We start from the raw sequence: 20024 nt of genomic DNA on the forward strand, positions 1-20024 counted from the left end.
CGGTGCGCATTTTTACGCACCAAAAAAGATCACGCCTGATCAGCACGCTTCGCCTGGATCACGATGAACGGTGACACCACCACCGCCCATATCTCTGGATCGCGGGTTTGCAGGTCCAGGGCCTGCTCTGCCGAGACAGGCCCCACAGTGCCATCACTACGCCATTTGGCGAAGATTTCACTGCGGTTCTCGGCCATCGCCTCAGCCACAGCGATCAGATCCAGGCTGGGGTCGACCCAAATCAGGTCACCCTTTGCCCAGAAACGCTCCAGCGCTTTCCACTCGATGATTGCAGTCTCGCCAAGCAATTTGGCATAGAGGGTGCTTGTTTGATCGGTCATGGGTGGTATCCGCAAAAATCGCCAATAAAAAAGGTCGGCATTTTTGCAGAAAAACCCGGTTTCAAATATGTAATTTGGTCGATTAGCCCCGAACTTGTGGGCTGAAAGCGCAGGTACAGGCAGTTTGATGGCGCCTTTCTGTATCTTTCTTTCGATCAAGCGACAACCCAGGAAGCAGGCACTTTTTGACCGCTTTTCAAGCGATCCGACAGCGCTCTACACTGTACCGGTACAGTTCCGGGACATGTTCCGGGGGAAAGGTGGGCTTGCGCGTTGGCATGGCCACGCCGCAAATCCCGCCCGGTCTGTAGCCCTGGCCGCCAGGACTATAAGAATTACAACAGAATGAGTGGAGCACTATGATCAAGATTTCCAAGCTGTTCGCCGCGATGGTACTGGCCGGGGTAGCCAGCCATTCGTTTGCCGCCGATACCATCAAGATCGGCATCGCCGGCCCCAAGACCGGCCCTGTAACCCAGTACGGCGACATGCAGTTCATCGGCGCCAAGCAAGCCATCAAGGATATCAACGCCGCTGGTGGCGTCGATGGCAAAATGCTTGAAGCCAAGGAATACGACGACGCTTGCGACCCCAAACAGGCCGTGGCAGTCGCCAACAAGGTGGTCAACGACGGCGTCAAGTTCGTCATCGGCCACCTGTGCTCCAGCTCCACCCAGCCGGCATCGGACATCTACGAAGACGAAGGCGTGATCATGATCACCCCGGCCGCCACTTCGCCGGAAATCACTGCCCGTGGCTACAAGCTGATCTTCCGCACCATCGGCCTGGACAGCGCTCAGGGCCCGGCGGCCGGCAACTACATCGCCGACTTCGTCAAACCGCAAGTGGTGGCGGTACTGCACGACAAGCAGCAGTACGGTGAAGGCATCGCCACCGCGGTCAAGCAGACCCTGGAGAAAAAAGGCACCAAGGTCGCCGTGTTCGAGGGCCTGAACGCCGGTGACAAGGACTTCTCCTCGATCATCCAGAAGCTCAAGCAGAACAACGTCGACTTCGTCTACTACGGTGGCTACCACCCAGAGCTGGGCCTGATCCTGCGCCAGGCTCAGGAAAAAGGCCTGAAAGCCAAGTTCATGGGCCCGGAAGGCGTGGGCAACGACTCCATCTCGCAGATCGCCCAGAACGCCTCCGAAGGCCTGCTGGTCACCCTGCCGAAGTCGTTCGACGCCGACCCTGCGAACAAGAAGATCGTCGACGCCATCAAGGCTGACGGCAAAGACCCAAGCGGCCCGTTCGTATTCCCTGCCTACTCGGCTGTGGAACTGATCGCCCAAGGCATCAAGGCCGCCAAGTCCGAAGACACCGACAAGGTGGCCGAGGCCATCCACGCCGGCACCTTCAAAACCCCGACCGGCGAGCTGTCCTACGACGCCAAAGGCGACCTGAAAGACTTCAAGTTCGTGGTCTACGAATGGCACTTCGGCAAGCCGAAGACCGAAGTCTCCCCTCAGTAACTGCGTGACTAATAGCTGACCTAGAAGCCCACTGTGCGAGCAGTGGGCTTTGTTTTACGAGGTTCATGGGCCTGGCCCCCGCGATCCGGGGGCGGGCTCACCTGAAAATCTTAAAACCGTCACCCGCGGTTTCCTGGCCTTACCCTCGCCAGCGAAATGCAAATCAGGTTTTTAGGAGCGCTGTAATGCCTGAGATCTACCATTTCTTCCAACAACTGGTTAATGGATTGACCATCGGCAGCACCTATGCCTTGATCGCCATCGGTTACACGATGGTGTACGGCATCATCGGCATGATCAACTTCGCCCACGGCGAGGTGTACATGATCGGTTCGTATGTGGCCTTCATCGCCCTGGCGGGCCTGGCCATGATGGGCATCCACTCGCTGCCCATCCTGATGACCGTTGCCTTCGTCGCGACGATCTTCGTCACCAGTGCCTACGGTTACAGTATCGAACGGGTTGCCTACCGCCCCCTGCGCAACAGCAACCGCCTGATCCCGCTGATTTCCGCCATCGGTATGTCGATCTTCCTGCAGAACACGGTCTTGCTGTCGCAAGATTCCAAGGACAAGTCCATCCCCAACCTGATCCCCGGCAGCTTCTCGTTCGGGCCAGGTGGCGCGGAGGAGGTCCTGATCAGCTACATGCAGATCTTGGTGTTCGTGGTCACCCTGGTCGCCATGACCCTGCTCACACTGTTCATCTCCCGTTCCCGCCTGGGTCGCGCCTGCCGTGCCTGCGCCGAGGACATCAAGATGGCCAACCTGCTGGGCATCAACACCAACAACATCATCGCCCTCACCTTCGTCATCGGTGCCGCACTGGCAGCCGTGGCGGCCGTGCTGCTCAGCATGCAGTACGGGGTGATCAACCCCAACGCCGGTTTCCTGGTGGGCCTGAAGGCCTTCACGGCGGCGGTACTGGGTGGCATCGGCAGCATCCCGGGCGCCATGCTCGGCGGGCTGGTGCTGGGCGTGGCCGAAGCGTTCGGCGCCGATATCTTCGGTGACCAGTACAAGGACGTCGTGGCATTCGGCTTGTTGGTTCTTGTCCTGCTATTCCGGCCGACCGGCATCCTGGGCCGCCCGGAGGTTGAAAAAGTATGAACAGAAATCTCAAACAGGCGTTCTTCAGCGCCTTGCTGGTCTGGGCCGTGGCCTTCCCGGTGCTGGGCCTGAAACTGAGCATCGACGGCATCAGCCTGGTGGTGCACAGCCAAGGCACGTTCACCATCAGCATCATTGCCGTGTGTTCGCTACTGATGTTCCTGCGGGTACTGTTCGACCGGCAGTGGAGTGCGGTGATGGGCCGCCGCTCGGACCGCAAACTGATCCCACCGGCAGTCAGCAACTACCTGACCCTGCCGAAAACCCAGCGCTACGTGATCATGGGCCTGATCGTCGCCGCATTGGTGTGGCCGTTCTTCGGTTCACGCGGCGCGGTCGACATTGCCACGCTGATCCTGATCTACGTGTTGCTGGGCCTGGGCCTGAACATCGTGGTTGGCCTGGCGGGCCTGCTCGACCTGGGTTACGTGGGTTTCTACGCCGTCGGCGCCTACAGCTACGCCATGCTGTCGCATTACCTGGGGTGGAGCTTCTGGGTATGCCTGCCGATCGCCGGCCTGATGGCTGCCACCTTCGGCTTCCTGCTCGGCTTCCCGGTGCTGCGCCTGCGCGGCGACTACCTGGCGATCGTGACGCTCGGCTTCGGCGAAATCATCCGCCTGTTCCTGCGTAACCTCACCGACTGGACCGGCGGCCCCAACGGCATCAGCAACATCCCCAAGCCGGAGTTCTTCGGCCTGACCTTCGAACGCCGTGCCGCCGAGGGCATGCAGACCTTCCATGAGTTCTTCGGCTTGCCGTACAACTCGATCAACAAGGTCATCTTCCTCTACCTGGTGGCCCTGCTGCTGGCCCTGCTGGCACTGTTCGTCATCAACCGCCTGCTGCGCATGCCGATCGGCCGCGCCTGGGAAGCCCTGCGCGAAGACGAGATCGCCTGCCGTGCACTGGGCCTCAACCCGACGGTGATCAAGCTGTCGGCGTTCACCCTGGGTGCCTGCTTCGCCGGTTTCGCCGGCAGCTTCTTCGCTGCACGCCAAGGCCTGGTGACGCCCGAGTCGTTCACCTTCATCGAGTCGGCGATCATCCTCGCCATCGTCGTGCTCGGCGGCATGGGCTCACAACTGGGCGTGATCCTCGCGGCCATCGTGATGATCCTGCTGCCAGAGCTGATGCGAGAGTTCAGCGAATACCGGATGCTGATGTTCGGTGCGCTGATGGTGTTGATGATGATCTGGCGTCCGCAAGGCCTGCTGCCTATGCAACGTCCACACATGGAGCTGCGTCGATGAGCCGCGAAATTCTGCAAGTCAGCGGCCTGAGCATGCGCTTCGGCGGCTTGTTGGCGGTCAACGGCGTGGGCCTGACCGTCAAGGAAAAACAGGTGGTGGCACTGATCGGGCCGAACGGCGCCGGCAAGACCACGGTGTTCAACTGCCTGACCGGCTTCTACAAGCCCAGCGGCGGCACCATCCTGCTCGATGGCCAGCCCATCCAGGGCCTGGCCGGGCACCAGATCGCCCGCAAAGGCGTGGTGCGCACCTTCCAGAACGTGCGCTTGTTCAAGGAAATGACCGCGCTGGAAAACCTGCTGATCGCCCAGCACCGTCACCTCAACACCAACTTCTTCGCCGGCCTGTTCAAGACCCCGGGCTTCCGCCGCAGCGAAAAGGAGGCCATGGAGCGCGCGCAGTACTGGCTGGAAAAGGTCAACCTGACCGAGTTCGCCAACCGTACCGCCGGCACCCTCGCCTACGGCCAGCAGCGCCGCCTGGAAATCGCCCGCTGCATGATGACCCAGCCGCGCATCATCATGCTCGACGAGCCGGCAGCTGGCCTGAACCCCAAGGAAACCGAAGACCTCAAGGCCCTGATCGGCTACCTGCGTGAGTCGCACAACGTCACCGTGCTGCTGATCGAGCACGACATGAAGCTGGTGATGAGCATTTCCGACCATATCGTGGTGATCAACCAGGGCACCCCCTTGGCCCACGGCACGCCCGAGGAGATCCGCGACAACCCTGATGTGATCAAAGCCTACCTGGGGGAAGCGTAAATGCTGAAGTTCGAGAACGTTTCCACCTTCTACGGCAAGATCCAGGCACTGCACAGCGTCAACGTGGAGATCAACCAAGGCGAGATCGTCACCCTGATCGGTGCCAACGGGGCCGGCAAGTCGACCCTGCTGATGACCCTGTGCGGCTCACCCCAGGCGCACAGCGGCAGCATCAAGTACCTGGGTGAAGAACTGGTCGGCCAGCCGTCCTCGCACATCATGCGCAAGAGCATTGCGGTGGTACCGGAAGGCCGCCGCGTGTTCGCCCGCCTGACCGTCGAGGAGAACCTGGCGATGGGTGGTTTCTTCACCGACAAAGGCGACTACCAGGCGCAACTGGACAAAGTCCTGCAGTTGTTCCCGCGCCTGAAGGAGCGCTACGCCCAGCGTGGCGGCACCATGTCGGGTGGCGAGCAGCAGATGCTCGCCATTGGCCGTGCGCTGATGAGCAAGCCCAAGCTCCTGCTGCTCGACGAACCCTCGCTGGGCCTGGCGCCAATCATCATCCAGCAGATCTTCGACATCATCGAACAGTTGCGCCGTGACGGCGTAACGGTGTTCCTGGTGGAACAGAACGCCAACCAGGCGCTGAAGATTGCCGACCGGGCATACGTGCTGGAAAACGGCCGGGTGGTGATGCAAGGTACCGGGGAAGCCTTGTTGACCGACCCGAAGGTGCGCGACGCATATCTGGGTGGTTGATTGGGGAAAGGGCCTTCACAGGCCCTTTTTTCTGCCTGCAAGGAACGTGTTGTCTGCATCGCCCCCCGTCGCCGGCAAGCCAGCGCCTGCAAGTCCCCCGCAATCCTCAGGGCAGTGGGCGCCTGTGCGAGCAACCCTTGACTTGAGATCCACCGCCAGCCTGCGTAACGTGGCCAGCTTTCACGGCAAAGATCCCGGAGCCCGCCCCATGCGCCTGACCCCCACCCTGCTGCTCACCGCCCTGCTGCCCCTGTTCGCCGGCTGCCAACTGATGGCTGACGCCCCCAGCGACCCGAACATCGGCACCACGCGCATGCAGGGCGAACTGCGCGCTGCCGGTGGCCAGCTGCTGTTCAAGCCTTGCAGCGAAAACCGTACCTTCGTGATCAATGACGTTGGCGCCACCGGCATCCTGCAAGAAGCCGCCAACCTGGCCAAGGGTGCCAATGACAAGCTGTTCGCCGATGTGCGCGGCCGCCTCACCGGCAGCAAGCAGGCCAACAGCGACGGCCAGCTGGAAGTGCGTCGCCTGTACCGCCTGGAACCGTCCACCCGCGCCTGCGAAGACCCCAATTTCAGGCAACTGACCCTGCGCGCCAGCGGCCACGAGCCGGGCTGGGACGTCAAGGCCAGTGGCAAGGGCATGGTGCTCAACCGCGTGGGTCAAGCGCCCCTGCCCCTGCCATTCCTTGAAGAAGAAGTCCCCGGTGGCGGCCTGACCCTGACCAGCGAAGCCAACGGTCAGCATGTGGAACTGTGGGTCGCACCACAACGCTGCGTAGACAGCGCCACTGGGGCCGTTGACCACCTGCGTGCCGAATTGCGCATCGACGGCAAGACCTTGCAAGGCTGCGGCTACTTCGGCGGCGCACGCGACAACTGATCACCGGGCGCTTTTATCCTGCCAGTCAAGGCGGCTAACAGCTTATACTTGGCGGTTTGTGTAAAGCCGCCGGCCGCCCATGGCCGGGATACTGGACCCTGCCATGCTACGAATCACCGAACTGAAGCTGCCCTTGGACCACCCCGACGAAGCGCTGCGTGACGCCATCGTCCAGCGCCTGGGCATCCGCGACGAGCAACTGCTCAGCTTCAACCTGTTCAAGCGCAGCTACGATGCGCGCAAGAAGAACAGCGAGCTGCTGTTCATCTACACCATCGACCTGCAAGCCAGCAACGAAGCCGAGCTGCTTGCCAAGTTCGCCGATGATCGCAACATCGGCCCTGCCCCTGACGTGACCTACAAGTTCGTTGGCCAGGCCCCGGCCGGCCTGCAGGAACGCCCGATCGTGGTCGGCTTTGGCCCGTGCGGCATTTTTGCCGGCCTGCTGCTGGCGCAGATGGGCTTCAAGCCGATCATCCTCGAACGCGGCAAGGAAGTGCGCCAGCGCACCAAGGACACTTGGGGCCTGTGGCGCAAGAGCGTGCTCAACCCCGAGTCCAATGTGCAGTTCGGCGAAGGCGGCGCCGGCACCTTCTCGGACGGCAAGCTGTACAGCCAGATCAAGGACCCGCAGCACCACGGCCGCAAAGTGCTGGAAGAGTTCGTCAAGGCCGGTGCGCCCGACGAGATCCTGTATATCAACAAGCCGCACATCGGCACCTTCCGCCTGACCGGCATGGTCGAGCAGATGCGTCAGGACATGATCGCCCTCGGGGCCGAAGTGCGCTTCCAGGAAAAGGTCACAGACCTGCTGATCGAAGATGGCCAGTTGACCGGCGTGGTGCTGGAAAGCGGCGAGCAACTGCACTCGCGCCATGTGGTTCTGGCCCTGGGCCACAGTGCCCGCGACACCTTCCGCATGCTGCATGCCAAAGGCGTGTACATGGAAGCCAAGCCATTCTCGGTGGGCTTTCGCATCGAGCACCCGCAAACGCTCATCGACAAGGCGCGCCTGGGCAAATACGCCGGTCACCCGAAACTGGGGGCTGCCGACTACAAACTGGTGTACCACGCCAGTAACGGCCGTTCGGTGTACAGCTTCTGCATGTGCCCGGGCGGCACCGTGGTCGCCGCAACCAGCGAACCGGGGCGGGTAGTCACCAACGGCATGAGCCAGTACTCGCGTAACGAGCGCAACGCCAACTCCGGCATCGTCGTCGGCATCGACCCCGAACGCGACTACCCAGGCAGCCCGCTGGCCGGTATCGAACTGCAGGAACGCCTGGAGGCCCATGCCTACGTGATGGGGGGCAGCAATTACCAGGCGCCGGCACAACTGGTGGGTGACTTCGTTGCGGGGCGGCCGTCGACCGCGCTGGGCAGTGTCGAGCCATCCTACAAGCCGGGCGTGACCCTGGGCGATCTGGCACCAAGCCTACCGGCGTTCGCCATCGAGGCGATCCGCGAGGCACTGCCGGCATTCGACCGGCAGATCAAGGGCTACAACCTGCCTGATGCGGTGTTGACCGGGATCGAAACACGGACCTCGTCGCCGCTGCGCATCACCCGCGGCGAGGACTATCAGAGCCTGAACCTCAAGGGGCTGTTCCCGGCCGGCGAAGGCGCAGGTTATGCCGGTGGCATCCTGTCGGCAGGGGTCGACGGCATTCGCATTGCCGAAGCGGTAGCGCGGGACATGCTGGGCCTTTGACGGGGATCAGCCGAGCCGTGGTTCGCGTACCCCGGCTCTGCCATCAGCCTGAAGCATAAAAAAACCCCGGCTGGCAGTCGCCAGTCGGGGTTTTGTTTGGCTGCGCTACGCTCAGTGCGAAACGCGGCTGGTGCCGTCAACAGTCATGATGCGCACACGGTCGCCCACACGGAAGATTTCGTTTTCCTGCACGGCCTGGACATAGGCACGCATGCTGCCGTCGTCTTCACGCACAGTGATCTCGACACCCTGGGTACGGGTCAGGCCTTCTTCGGCAGCGGAACCCGCCAGGCCACCGGCAACGGCACCGATGACTGCGGCAACGATGCTGCCACGGCCACCGCCGACGGCGCTGCCCGCCACACCACCGACAATGGCGCCCGCACCACCACCGATCGGGGTCTTGGTACCCTCGATCTTGACCGGGCGCAGGGATTCGATAGTGCCCATCCGTACGGTTTGCACGCGGCGGGCCTCATCACGGGAGTAGCTATCGCCGGTCAGGCTCGAGGCACAACCCCCTAGCAGCAGCGACATGGTGGTAAAGGTTGCCACCAGCAAAGCGGATTTACGCATGGGTAAAATCTCCATAAGTCAGGTGCTTATTAGACGCTGCACATTGACGGCTGTCACGGTACAAACGCAATAAAGTTGTTTTCATTCAGCCGGGGTACAGCCAGCGCGGCTGTGCCATGGCGCTTCAATTGAGACCAAGGATAGCCATGGATTACTTCATCGTCGTGGTGGCCACCGTTGCGGGGCTTTATTTCCACGGGTGGCTGTACGTGCGCATGCGCCGCTGGATGGACCGCGACCTGGCGTTGTCGCTGGCAGGGGCTGATCCGCACAAACGCGCGTTCATGCTGCAGAGGCTGGAGCAGGCACGGCTGGCGAAGGTGAAGCGCAGGGAACTGGCAGGCTGGCTGCAACGGGAGGCGGTGGAGTATTCAAGGTCACGTTGAAAGACCGACCATGCCCTGACCCCACCTGTGGGAGCCCGGCTTGCCGGCGATGGGCCACAAGGCCATGCCCTGTCGCGGTGTCGCGACAGGGCATGGCAAGCCCCGGAAAATCTCAGGGCGCCAACCGCTCCCGTAGCCACTGCCCATCGACCCGCCGGTAGTTGAGGCGGTCATGCAAACGGCTCGCCCGCCCCTGCCAGAACTCGACCCGCTCAGGCAGCAAGCGATAGCCACCCCAATGTTCCGGGCAATGTGGCTGCGTATCGGAAAACCGCGCTTCGGTGGCCTTCACCAGCCCCTCCAGCTCTTCACGCCCGGCAATCACCCGGCTCTGCGGTGAGGCCCAGGCCCCTAGGCGGCTGCCCAGTGGGCGCACCTGGTAATAGTCGTCCGACTCCTTGGCCGACACCTTCACCACCCGCCCCTCGATACGCACCTGGCGCTCCAGCGCCGGCCAGAAAAAGGTCATGGCTGCAAACGGGTTGGCTTGCAGGTGCTGGCCTTTAGCGCTGTCGTAATTGGTGAAAAAGGTGAAACCCTGCTCATCGAGCCCTTTGAGCAACAATACCCGGCAATGCGGACGGCCCTCGCCGTCCACCGTGGCCAAGGTCATGGCGTTGGCTTCCACCGGCGCCTGCTCGGTGTTGACCGCGTCGGCGAACCACTGGTGAAACAGGGCGAACGGCTCGCCCGGCGCCTGGGCTTCTGCCAGGCCATCACGGGTGTAGTCGCGGCGCATATCGGCCAGGGATTGGGTCATTGCTGCGTTCCTTGACGATCAGTTGGTCTTCGCAGGGCTATTGGCAGCTACTTTCTTGTCGGTGGTAGCTTTCTTGGCGACAGGCTTGGCTGGCGCGGCTTTTTTCTTGGCCGTGGTTTTGGCAGGCGCCTTGGCCTTGGCCACGGGCTTTTTCGCTGCGGGCTTGGCAGCCGGCTTGCTGGTGGCCGGCTTGGCGGCAGGCGCCTTGGCATCCTGCACGGCCACCATTGCAGCCGGCGCCGGTGCCGGAGCAGCCTGTTGGTACTTGGCCAGCAGCGCGACCATGGTGTTTTGCGGGGTCAGCAGCATTTCCACGCGGCGGTTGAGGGCACGGCCCTCGGGGCTGTCATTGGCAGCACGCGGCATTACCGAACCCATACCCTTGAGGGTCAGGCGGTCACGCTGCAGGCCGCTGAGGCGGAAAATGGCCGAAACCGACGCGGCGCGTTCCAGGCTGAGCTTCTGGTTGGCAGCAGCGGCACCGCTGGTGTCGGCATGGCCCAGTACCAGTACGGCAGTCTTGGGGTCGCCTTCAACCGTTTTGGCAACCCGGGTGATCGGGCCAAGCGACATGGGCAGCAGCATGTTCGGGCGGTCTGGGTTGTACGAGCTGTCCACCGGCAGGGTCACGGCCAACACGTTGTCGCGGCGCTCCAGTTCCAGCTTGCTGTCCTTGATGGCTTCGCGCAGCTTCGGCTCGTACTCGTCCAGCCAGGCCTGGGTCGCCTGCTGGTCGATTTTAGGCACCACAGGGCCCTTGGCTTGCTGGTCGTCACCGCCGAACGGCCACCACCAGCGGCTGGTGCTTTCCGACTTGGCATCGGCCTTGGCCACATTGTCTGTGACGGCTGCCTTCACTTCCTGCTCGGCGACCTTGTCCGAACCGAAAGGCCACCAGCTGGAACCACCTTCCTTGGAGCCCTCCGGGGCGTGGCTGGCGCAACCGGTAACGGCGGTCAGACACAGGGCGAGTGCTAAGGTTTTATGTGAAGACATCAGCGATACACCATGAAATAGAAAGATATTTTGCCTAGGCACTTCAGGCGTTGGCATTGAGGATAGTCAAAGGGCTGAAGCAATACCCGCATTACCCGATCAAAGGCAACCGGCAAGCACACGGACCAGTTTTTGCGCCCGCGGGTCCATGAGCACATAAGGCCCGAGGGTATTGACCACGAAGCCGAACGCCACATCATGCTCCGGGTCGGCGAACCCCACAGAACCACCGGCCCCAGGGTGGCCAAAGGCGCGGGGCCCCAGGCCGAAGGTGGCGTTGGCCACCTCCGGCTGATCGAGCATGCAGCCCAGACCGAAGCGGGTCTGGGTGAGCAAGGTGCGGTCCTGGCCAAGGCTGTGTTCTCGGGTCAGTTCGTCGAGCAATTCGGACTCGAGCAGGCTGCCGTCCAGCAACCCGGCATAAAACCCCGCCAGGCTGCGTGCGTTGCCGTGGCCGTTGGCCGCCGGCTGCTGCATGCGCCGCCATTCCGGCTTGTTGGTGCTGGTCAGGATCGCCGGGGGGTTGGTAAAGGCACGGGTGGACAAGGCCTCGGGCTCGCGCAGGGTCACCTGCAGCAAGCGCTGCGCCGCGGCGTCGCCGGGGTTGCCTTTGCCGCGGGCAATATGCGCCACGCGGTGAAACGCTTCGTCGGCCAGGCCAACATGAAAATCCAGCCCTAGCGGGCGAGCGGTACGCGCCACGATCGAGTCACCCGGGGCCCGGCCGTCGGCCCGGCGAATCAGTTCGCCGATCAGCCAGCCGTAGGTGATGGCGGCATACCCGTGTTCCGTGCCAGGCGCCCACCACGGCGTTTCGGCCGCCAGGGCATCGACCATGACCTGCCAGTCATACAAGGCTTCGGCCGGCAGCAGTGCGCGTAGGGCGGGCAAACCCGCACGGTGGCTGAGCAGTTGGCGCAGGGTGATCGCTTGCTTACCGGCCTGGGCAAACTCGGGCCAGTAGTTGGCCACCGGTGCATCGAGTGCCAGCTTACCCTCGCCGACCAGCTGCAGTGCGGTCACCGCGGTGAAGGTCTTGGTACAGGAAAACAGGTTGGCGATGGTGTCGCTGTGCCACGCCTGCTGGCCGTCCTTGTCTGCACTGCCGGCCCACAGGTCGACCACGGTTTCGCCCCCCACCTGGATGCACAGCGCGGCGCCACGCTCCTGGGGATCATCGAACAGCGCGGCAAAAGCCTCGCGCACGGCTTCGAACTTCAGCTCATAGTGACCCTGGATCTGCACCCGCTGCTCTCCGTGTGACGATAGTCAAAAAGGTCTGCATTGTTTCAGTAGTTGGGCGTTTTGCAAACTGGCTTGAGCCCGGCGGTCGCGATGCCCAGCGCACCGCACTCACCTGTAATCATGGCGCCGGTTTCTTCTCCAGGCCGGTGCGCAGTTGCGCCATGGCCTGGGCGTTGGCCTTGCGCACGGCATCGATAAAACCGGGGTACGGTACATCGGTGATCGCCACCAGCCCCAAGTGGCCGTTCTCGCCATCGAGCAGGCGACCGCTGGCCGGCTGGTCGAGGTACTGGAACCAGTGCGCGCCCACGATCATGGGTTGTTGCAAGGCGGCAGTGAGGAAATTGGCATAGGCCGGGCCGCGGTTTTCTTCTCGCGCCAGCTCCAGTGGCCCCGGCCAGAACGGGCCGCGATCACGCGAACCGAACTGGAATTCAGACACCAGCACCGGCTTGTCCAGCTCGGCCAGGCGGGCGAAATCGTAGCCGTCCTGCGGCTTGAGCGTATAAAAGTTGAAACTGAGTACATCGCAGAACTCGGCGCAGGCGTTGACCGCCTCTGGCGTACTCACGGCATAACGGCCCCCCAGCAACAGGTGGTTGGGTGCATGCCATTTCAAGGCATCGGAAATGGTCTTGAAGTAGGTTTCGGCGAACACCTGCTGGAAGTGCTGGTAGTCCCGCTCGATTTCCGGGTGCTCCGGGCTGGGCAACGGTGCCTCGAAGCCTGGATCCTCCATCAGTTCCCAGGCGTTCAGCTCAATGCCCCAGGCCTTGGACAACCCCTCCTGGTTGCGGTACTTGTCACGCAACTGCTTGAGGAAGGCGCGCTTGGCAGGCACGTCGGTGGTCAGGCGCAATGTGCCGTAGGCCAGGCCATAACGGGCCTTGGGCTCGCTACCCGGTGCGGCCCAGGCCAGCTCGTTATCGGCAAAGTAGCCGATCAGCCAGGGATCGTCACGGTGATCACGGGCAGCAATGGCCACGGCGCGTTCGGTGGCCATGGCAAAGCGCGGGTCGAACGGGTCGGGCATGCGCCCCCACCAGTCCATGCCGGTGCTGATGCTGGCGTAATCGCCAACGATCGACAGCGGCAGGGTATAGGGCATGCGCCTGGCTTGGCCGAGGGCAGGCTCGCTCCAGTTGCCCAGCGTGTTGAAACCCCAGGCCTGCAAACGGTCGAGCGCATGCGCCTGCCAACGGCCAGTGTCCACTACCAGCGGTGGGCAAGCGGTCGGCTGCCCTGTTGCCGCCGGCGGGCAGGGCTTGCCATAGGCCCGCTGCAGGTTGGCTGCATAGAAGTCGAACCAGCGCCCTTTTTTGAAATTGCGCCCCTGCGAGGACGCATTGCCGTCGTCGTTGTTGCCTTCACCGTAGAACGCTGACAGGGCGTCGCCCTCTCCCGGCAGTGCCTTGAACATGGCCTCACGCCCGGCGGTGTAGGTACGCCCGCCGTCGGCTGCCACGGCATTGACACCCAGCGAATAGAAGGGGTGGCCATCAGGGGTAATCAGGTACCAGCGGCCATCACGCTTTTCGGTACGGAAAAAACCCTCGGCAGCAAAGGCCGGCCCCGCCAGCAGGCCGCCATAGGCATCCAACTGCTGCTTGCCGCGCTCGGCCAGCCAAGCCTTGAGTTGCTGCTGTTCACGGTTGGCGGCTGCCTTGAGCTGTTCGTCGTTGGCCACCTTTTCCGGCCAACTGCCACGCGTGGACTGCCCATAGGCATCGATCAGTTCACGGTACGCCGCCTGGTAGGCCTGGTCGTCATCCTGAATGCTCACCCGTTCGATCAGCAGGTTCTGGGCGACCTTGGGGCCGGGAATGCTCAAGCTGACCGAAGCCACCTGCTTGAGGTCTACAGCGCCGGCGCTGTTGGTCAGCAGCAGCCGCTGGCCGCCGTGCAGCCAGGGCATGGGGGGGCCTGCGCGCATGCCCTGGCTCAACGGCGAACTGGCGGTCAACGGCACCATCACGGTTTGCGCCGGGCCGGCCGGCAAATCGATACGGCTGGTCAGGGTGCGCCCATCGCTGCCTTGCACCGTGACATCCACGGTCAGCGCCCAGTCCATGGCACTTTGCAGGCGCAAGGTAAGGAACTTGCCGCTGGACCAGTCCCACACACCACCTTGCGGGCTCAGGCGCAAGGTCGGCCGCTGCGCCGGGTTGAACACCACACGCCGCAGCACCTCGCCTTCGGCCGTCTGCTCTGCGTTGTACTGCGGCATACCGGCATCCTCGGTCGCCACGTTGACCACCGAGGCCGGGCGCACGAAGCTGAACAGCGTCTGCTGCCCGGCCCATACGGACGAGCTGAACAACAGGGCGAAAACAGCGGGCAGGGTACGGCGGACCATAAGGCTGGGGCTCTCCTTCAGGGCCGTCATGGCCCAGGACTGAGTAATGGACAGCGCGCCGAAGCAAGTGCTCCGGCGATCAGGAAATCTCCCGCCGGAACGGCGGCAGCGCATTGAGAATAGCCTTGCCATAGCGCTGGGTGACCAGGCGCCGGTCAAGCAAGGTGATGATGCCGCGGTCCTGTTCGGTACGCAGCAACCGACCGCAGGCCTGGATCAGCTTGAGCGAGGCGTCGGGCACGGCGATTTCCATGAACGGGTTGCCGCCGCGGGCCTCGATCCATTCGGCCAGGGCAGCTTCGACCGGGTCGTCGGGCACCGAGAACGGAATCTTGGCGATGACCACGTGCTCGCAATAGGCCCCCGGCAAGTCGACCCCTTCGGCAAAGCTGGCCAGGCCGAACAGCACGCTGTGCTGGCCATCGTCGACCCGGGCCTTGTGCTTGTTGAGGGTTTCCTGCTTGGACAGGTTGCCCTGGATCAGCACCAGTTTGCGCCAGTCCCGGTCCAGGCCGTCGAACACATCCTGCATTTGCTTGCGTGACGAGAACAGCACCAGCGCACCCCGGGCCCCTTCGACGATACCCGGCAGCTCACGGATAATCGCCGCCGTATGCGCGGTAGCGTCGCGCGGGTCGGCTTGCAGGTCGGGCACCCGCAGCAGGCCGGCATCGCCATGCACGAACGGGCTGGGCACCACGCAGGTGACGGCATCGCGCGGTAACCCCGAGCGCATGCGGAAGCGGTCGAACTTGCCCAGCGCGGTCAGTGTGGCCGAGGTCACCAGCGCGCCATGGGCCACGCTCCACAGGCTGCGGCGCAACATTTCGGCAGCGAGGATGGGGCTGGCGTTGACTTCGATGTCGAACAAGGCCCCGCTTTCAGCCAGGGTGAGCCAGCGCGCCATCGGCGGGCTGTCTTCCGGGTCTTCGGCGGTAAAGGCCGTCCACAGCTCCCAGTTGCCCTGGGCACGGGTGACGAGGCTGCCGAACAGTGGGTACCACTCTTCGGCCTGGTGGCTGGCGATACCGATGCTGACCTCGCCGTCCATGCCCTCCTTGAGCAGGTCGGCCAGCCGCGTGAAGAGATCGTTGAGCCGGGCAAAGCCCTTTTTCAGCTCGATGCCGACCTCACGGATCTGCTCCGGTACCACGCCACCCTCGAAGCGGTAACGCGGCCGTTCGCGGCCTTCGGTGTCCTCGCTCGGGCGGAAGTCGGCTACCTGTTCGCACAGGGTGAACATGAACTGCTGTTGGGTGCGGACTTCCCGCGCCAGCTCCGGCACCTGCTCGATGTATTTGCCCAGGTCCCCCGGCAGCGGGTGCTGGGCCAGAAGTTTGGTCAGGTTCTTGGCGGTCTGCTCCAGCCAATCGGCGGTGGAGCGAAGCCGCGAGTAATGGGCGAAATGGCCGATGGCCTTGTCTGGCAGGTGGTGGCCTTCGTCGAATACATACAAGGTATCGCGCGGATCGGGCAATACCGCGCCGCCGCCCAGGGCCAGGTCGGCCAGTACCATGTCGTGGTTGGTGACGATCACATCGACCTTGCCCATCCCCTCACGGGCCTTGTAGAACACGCACTGCTGGAAGTTCGGGCAGTGGCGACCAGTGCACTGGCTGTGGTCGGTGGTCAGCCGGGCCCAGTCCTGGTCCTCCAGGGCCTCGGGCCAGCTGTCACGGTCCCCGTCCCAGCGGTTGCCGGCAAGCTTTTCGATCATGCTGTTGAATAGCTTCTGGCTGCGCTCATCGACTTCGATGTGGAAGCCTTCTTCTTCGAACAGCTGGGCAGTGGCCGACTGGGCATGGCCTTCCTGCAGCAGGATGTCGAGTTTCGACAGGCACAGATAGCGGCCACGGCCCTTGGCCAGGGCGAAGCTGAAGTTCAGCCCGCTGCTGCGCATCAGGTCGGGCAGGTCCTTGATGACGATCTGCTCCTGCAGGGCCACGGTCGCGGTGGCGATCACCAGGCGTTTGCCGGCGGCCTTGGCGGCCGGGATCGCGGCCAACGCATAGGCGACCGTCTTACCGGTACCGGTGCCCGCCTCCACCGCCACCACGGCAGGCTCGCCGGCACGGCGACCTTCATCGTCGCAGGGAATGTCGCCAAGCACCTTGGCCACTTCGGCGATCATCAGGCGTTGGCCATAGCGCGGCTTGAGGCTCTTGGCTTCGAGAAAACGCGTATAGGCGCCCTGGATGGTGGCTTTGAGTTCGTTGCTGATCATGGTCTGCAGACGCCCGTAGGGCTGGATATATTTTCAGTGTTTCGCATGGGGCGGCTATCATACCCCGCTATTGCCTATCGTGCCGCATGGAGATCCAGATGCTCGCCTTTACCCTGCCCTACACACTGCATGTTCTGGCCGCCCTGGTATGGGTTGGCGGCATGTTCTTCGCCTGGCTGGTGCTGCGCCCCGCCACGGTTACAGCCCTTGAGGGGCCTGCGCGCCTGCGCTTGTGGGTGGAAGTTTTCCGACGCTTCTTCGTCTGGGTCTGGCTGGCGGTGGCGATCTTGGCGATAAGTGGTATCGGCATGTTGCACCTGCGCTTCAGCGGGTTCGAGACTGCGCCGAAGTACGTTCACGTGATGATCGGCGGCGGGATCGCCATGTTCGCCTTGTTCATGCGCATCCAGGCCTTGCTGTTGCCAGAGTTGAAAGCAGCGGTACAGGCGCAGGACTGGCCCACGGGTGCGGCGGTGCTGGCCCGCATTCGGCGAATGGTGGGCATCAACCTGTTGCTGGGGCTGGCCGTGGTCGCGGTGGCCAGTTCGCGGCTGGTGATCTGATCGCAGGCAGCCCTTCGCCTGGCGGGCTGCCTGCGCGGCCGGTGGGTGGGGCCCATGGCGACAACGCCGCACCCAGGCCCCTGCACACGGTTCAGAGGCGCTGCAGGATCAGCTCGCCCGCCGCCCCCGCCAAGCCTGGCTGGCCAGGCTGCCCCGGTCGGCCATTGGCACCGGCATCGGTGCGGTACACCAGGCAACCCTTGCTCGCCCCACCTTTGCCGGCCTTGCCAGGCTCACCGGGTTTGCCCGGCGCCCCGCCATCGAGGCGCACGACGATGTGCTCCTGGGCAAAGCCTTGCGGCAAGCTCAGGCGTATGCGCCCACCTGCTGCACCATCATGGCCGTTGCCGCCATCATCGCCATTGGCCCCGCGGCTGGCCTGGCCCCAGGTGCAGCCGCCGGCCTGGCCATTGCCGCCGTCGAGCCCAGCGTAGCCCGGTGCACCGGCGCCGCCCCGGGCGTCGATGACCAGCTGCTGGGCATCCAGCTCCGCCAGTACCAGGTCCAGGCTACGCCCGGGGCGGGCTGCCCGCTGGTAGCTGCCCGCAGCGCCGGTGGCACTGAACTCGCTGCCCTCGCCCAGGCGCGCGCTACGCACGTCGATCAGCAACGGCTGCTCGCCAGGGGCCACGACGATCCGCGCATCACGCCCCAGCTCCAACTGGTCGACCTTCAATTGCGCCAGCGACGCAGGCAGCATCAGGGTGGCAGCATCGGCAACACGCAAATGCTCAAGGTGTACGCTGGCCGACTTGCTCGGCAGGCGCAGCATGGAATTGGCAGCAACCTCCAGGCTTTCGGCGTGGGCAAAGGGGGCAGCCAACAGGGCAAGCAGTATCAGATTACGCATTTCGCAGCGCCTCCTGCGCACGGGGAATGGACATGACGTGGAATATCCCCGTCAACAGAATTTGCAGGCGATCGAACCAACGGTGGCTGCGCCCGCGCAAGCTGCCATTGAAGAACAGAATTTCCAGCAGATGCAGGCTGAGCACAACGATGCCTAGGGCATTGATCAGCAGATTGAAAGGCAACGGCTGGGGCAGCAACTGGTTGAACAACACCACGCCCCAGAATGCGACTGTCAGGACCTTGCCCAGGCCCAGGATGAACTTCATACCCCGCCCCCATTGATTGTTGTTATGGCGTGCCGGCCCGTTCGCGCCGGCCGTGCGCTCCACATTAACTGCAATGCCAAGGCAGGCGCCAGCACCCGTCAGCTGAGGTGCAGTTCCACCCGTCGGTTGCGCGCGCGCCTTTCCTCGGTTTCATTGTCGGCGGCGCTGAGAAAGCGCCCGTGCCACTGCGCAAGGCACGGGCGCACGCCGAACTAGCGCTGGATCTTGATCTCGGTACGGCGGTTCATGGCACGCCCTTCGGCCGTGGCATTGTCGGCCACTGGCTGGGTTTCACCGGCCCCCACCACCGACACGAAGCTGCTGCGCGGTACACCGCTCTGCACCAGGTAGTCGGTCACCGAGTGGGCACGGCGCTCGGACAGTTTCTGGTTGTAGCTGTCGGAGCCGACACTGTCGGTATGGCCGCTGACACTCAGGCGGGCAGAGGGCGCTTCCTGTTTCAGCCGCGTGGCAATCGTGTTGAGGCGCTCCTTGTCAGTGGCAGTCAGGCGTGCAGAGTCGAATTCGAAGTGCACATCACGAATGACGATGACTTCTTCCTTCTCCACCACCACCACTTCCTCGACCACCGCCGGCGCAGCTGGCGGGCAGCCGTTGGCATCGACCTGCACACCCCGTGGGGTGCCCGGGCACTTGTCGCGGCTGTCCGGCACGCCATCGCCATCTTCGTCGCCATCACCATGGGCCCAGCAATAACCTGCCGCCAGGCCGCCGCCCAGCAACGCGCCCCAGCCAGCCCAGCTGGAACTTTCGATAGCGCCCAGCGCGGCGCCACCGACACCCCCGACGGCGGCACATTTAGGCCAGTCGGTTTTTTGCAAACCTGCACAACCAGTCAACACACTGGTGAGCAGTACCAGGGGTAACGCTGTGCGTACTATGCTCATTTCATTGCTTCTCCTAGGGGGAATCGGCATAAGGCCGATCTCTGGGAGTAAAGACCGCGCATTCCAATGCTGCCAGCAATTAGCCACGACGCGGTCACATGCCTCTATGCCCGCACGCTGCAGCCGGCTAGTCTTGGACGACTTGAACGAGGATTGGCAATGACCGCAGGTTTTTCCCAACGTACCCCGCAGCAGGCCCTGGCGGCCCTGCTCGAACGCTTCACCCCGCAACGCCTGCTGTTGGTGGGCACCCGCTTCCCGGCGCTGGACGCCTTTGCCCAAGCGCACCCGCAGGTGACCATCGCTACCACTGCGCCAGGGCCACTGCCTGCCGAACTGGCAGCCCAGCGTTTCGACCTGGCGTTGCTGGTGGACTGCCTGGAACACCTGCCCAAGCGAACCGGCCTGGAGTTGCTGGGCGGCATTCGCAACCTCAATGCCAGCCGGGTTGCCGTGCTGGCCGACCTGGCGGCGTGCAGCTGGCAGGACACCGACTTTTTCGCCCTGGCATTGTCAGCCAGCGAGAAATTCTGCCGCGATGAGCAGGTGTTGAGCCTGTTCACCTATGATCTGCATGATTACAAGCAGGTCCCGGACTGGCTCAACGCCAGGTTCTGGGCCAACCCGGAAAACTTTGGCAAGTACTGGTGGTGA

The 20024-nt window shown here is 63.4% G+C and carries 20 protein-coding genes; 10 read left to right on the forward strand and 10 right to left on the reverse strand.

Annotated features, from left to right (window positions below):
* Positions 1 to 29 precede the first annotated feature (29 nt).
* Entirely contained in the window at positions 30 to 341 is a 312-nt protein-coding gene (locus EGJ22_RS08870; RefSeq protein WP_009684620.1) for a DUF2288 domain-containing protein, read from the reverse strand.
* A 359-nt stretch (positions 342 to 700) separates the two neighbouring features.
* Between EGJ22_RS08870 and EGJ22_RS08880 the strand changes: the two genes are divergently transcribed.
* From EGJ22_RS08880 to EGJ22_RS08910, 7 genes are all read left to right on the forward strand, one after another.
* Positions 701 to 1816 (forward strand): branched-chain amino acid ABC transporter substrate-binding protein, encoded by a 1116-nt coding sequence (locus EGJ22_RS08880; RefSeq protein WP_029887512.1) that lies wholly within the window; start codon positions 701 to 703, stop codon positions 1814 to 1816.
* A gap of 185 nt (positions 1817 to 2001) precedes the next feature.
* The gene (livH, locus tag EGJ22_RS08885) at positions 2002 to 2925 is read left to right on the forward strand and encodes a high-affinity branched-chain amino acid ABC transporter permease LivH (protein ID WP_008097482.1); all 924 of its coding nucleotides are present in this window, start codon (positions 2002 to 2004) and stop codon (positions 2923 to 2925) included.
* Positions 2922 to 4178, forward strand: a complete 1257-nt coding sequence (locus EGJ22_RS08890) for a high-affinity branched-chain amino acid ABC transporter permease LivM (RefSeq protein WP_009684618.1) — start codon at positions 2922 to 2924, stop codon at positions 4176 to 4178. The genes livH and EGJ22_RS08890 overlap by 4 nt, the downstream gene beginning before the upstream one ends.
* On the forward strand, positions 4175 to 4942 hold the full coding sequence (livG, locus tag EGJ22_RS08895) for a high-affinity branched-chain amino acid ABC transporter ATP-binding protein LivG (RefSeq protein WP_009684617.1): 768 nt from the start codon (positions 4175 to 4177) through the stop codon (positions 4940 to 4942). The genes EGJ22_RS08890 and livG overlap by 4 nt, the downstream gene beginning before the upstream one ends.
* On the forward strand, positions 4943 to 5644 hold the full coding sequence (locus EGJ22_RS08900) for an ABC transporter ATP-binding protein (RefSeq protein WP_029887511.1): 702 nt from the start codon (positions 4943 to 4945) through the stop codon (positions 5642 to 5644).
* A 208-nt stretch (positions 5645 to 5852) separates the two neighbouring features.
* Positions 5853 to 6527, forward strand: a complete 675-nt coding sequence (locus EGJ22_RS08905; RefSeq protein WP_029887510.1) for a COG3650 family protein — start codon at positions 5853 to 5855, stop codon at positions 6525 to 6527.
* Between the two features lie 103 nt (positions 6528 to 6630).
* Positions 6631 to 8238 carry an NAD(P)/FAD-dependent oxidoreductase gene (locus tag EGJ22_RS08910; protein WP_009684614.1) on the forward strand — a complete coding sequence of 536 codons (1608 nt, stop codon included), beginning with the start codon at positions 6631 to 6633 and terminating at the stop codon, positions 8236 to 8238.
* A gap of 111 nt (positions 8239 to 8349) precedes the next feature.
* Here EGJ22_RS08910 and EGJ22_RS08915 read toward each other — a convergent pair whose 3' ends face one another.
* Positions 8350 to 8814, reverse strand: a complete 465-nt coding sequence (locus tag EGJ22_RS08915; RefSeq protein ID WP_009684613.1) for a glycine zipper 2TM domain-containing protein — start codon at positions 8812 to 8814, stop codon at positions 8350 to 8352.
* Between the two features lie 146 nt (positions 8815 to 8960).
* Between EGJ22_RS08915 and EGJ22_RS08920 the strand changes: the two genes are divergently transcribed.
* Entirely contained in the window at positions 8961 to 9200 is a 240-nt protein-coding gene (locus tag EGJ22_RS08920) for a hypothetical protein (RefSeq protein ID WP_029887509.1), read from the forward strand.
* Between the two features lie 112 nt (positions 9201 to 9312).
* On the opposite strand, the gene pdxH is transcribed toward EGJ22_RS08920, so the two are convergent.
* The 5 genes from pdxH to dinG form a co-directional block, all read right to left on the reverse strand.
* The gene (gene pdxH, locus EGJ22_RS08925) at positions 9313 to 9960 is read right to left on the reverse strand and encodes a pyridoxamine 5'-phosphate oxidase (protein WP_029887508.1); all 648 of its coding nucleotides are present in this window, start codon (positions 9958 to 9960) and stop codon (positions 9313 to 9315) included.
* Positions 9961 to 9978: 18 nt separating this feature from the next.
* On the reverse strand, positions 9979 to 10956 hold the full coding sequence (locus tag EGJ22_RS08930) for an OmpA family protein (protein ID WP_029887507.1): 978 nt from the start codon (positions 10954 to 10956) through the stop codon (positions 9979 to 9981).
* Between the two features lie 99 nt (positions 10957 to 11055).
* Entirely contained in the window at positions 11056 to 12201 is a 1146-nt protein-coding gene (locus tag EGJ22_RS08935; RefSeq protein ID WP_029887506.1) for an EstA family serine hydrolase, read from the reverse strand.
* Positions 12202 to 12319: 118 nt separating this feature from the next.
* The gene (locus EGJ22_RS08940; RefSeq protein ID WP_029887505.1) at positions 12320 to 14557 is read right to left on the reverse strand and encodes a beta-galactosidase; all 2238 of its coding nucleotides are present in this window, start codon (positions 14555 to 14557) and stop codon (positions 12320 to 12322) included.
* Between the two features lie 79 nt (positions 14558 to 14636).
* Positions 14637 to 16781, reverse strand: coding sequence for an ATP-dependent DNA helicase DinG (gene dinG / locus EGJ22_RS08945; RefSeq protein ID WP_029887504.1), 2145 nt, complete (start codon positions 16779 to 16781; stop codon positions 14637 to 14639).
* Positions 16782 to 16879: 98 nt separating this feature from the next.
* On the opposite strand from dinG, the gene EGJ22_RS08950 reads away from it, so the two are divergent.
* Positions 16880 to 17344 carry a CopD family protein gene (locus tag EGJ22_RS08950; protein ID WP_029887503.1) on the forward strand — a complete coding sequence of 155 codons (465 nt, stop codon included), beginning with the start codon at positions 16880 to 16882 and terminating at the stop codon, positions 17342 to 17344.
* Between the two features lie 91 nt (positions 17345 to 17435).
* Here the strand turns inward: EGJ22_RS08950 and EGJ22_RS08955 are convergent, their stop codons facing one another.
* The 3 genes from EGJ22_RS08955 to EGJ22_RS08965 all read right to left on the reverse strand — a co-directional run bounded on the left by EGJ22_RS08955 (position 17436) and on the right by EGJ22_RS08965 (position 19370).
* Positions 17436 to 18194 carry a collagen-like protein gene (locus tag EGJ22_RS08955; protein WP_029887502.1) on the reverse strand — a complete coding sequence of 253 codons (759 nt, stop codon included), beginning with the start codon at positions 18192 to 18194 and terminating at the stop codon, positions 17436 to 17438.
* Positions 18187 to 18462: a DUF1145 domain-containing protein gene (locus tag EGJ22_RS08960; protein ID WP_009684602.1), complete on the reverse strand. Its 276-nt coding sequence runs from the start codon at positions 18460 to 18462 to the stop codon at positions 18187 to 18189. Before EGJ22_RS08960 ends, EGJ22_RS08955 begins: the two co-directional genes overlap by 8 nt.
* A 212-nt stretch (positions 18463 to 18674) precedes the next feature.
* Positions 18675 to 19370 carry an OmpA family protein gene (locus tag EGJ22_RS08965; RefSeq protein WP_009684601.1) on the reverse strand — a complete coding sequence of 232 codons (696 nt, stop codon included), beginning with the start codon at positions 19368 to 19370 and terminating at the stop codon, positions 18675 to 18677.
* 159 nt (positions 19371 to 19529) lie between these two features.
* On the opposite strand from EGJ22_RS08965, the gene EGJ22_RS08970 reads away from it, so the two are divergent.
* On the forward strand, positions 19530 to 20024 hold the full coding sequence (locus EGJ22_RS08970) for a DUF6231 family protein (protein ID WP_029886589.1): 495 nt from the start codon (positions 19530 to 19532) through the stop codon (positions 20022 to 20024).

The sequence above is a fragment of the Pseudomonas sp. p99-361 genome, from assembly GCF_003935475.1.
GTDB classification, from domain to species: Bacteria; Pseudomonadota; Gammaproteobacteria; order Pseudomonadales; family Pseudomonadaceae; genus Aquipseudomonas; species Aquipseudomonas juntendi.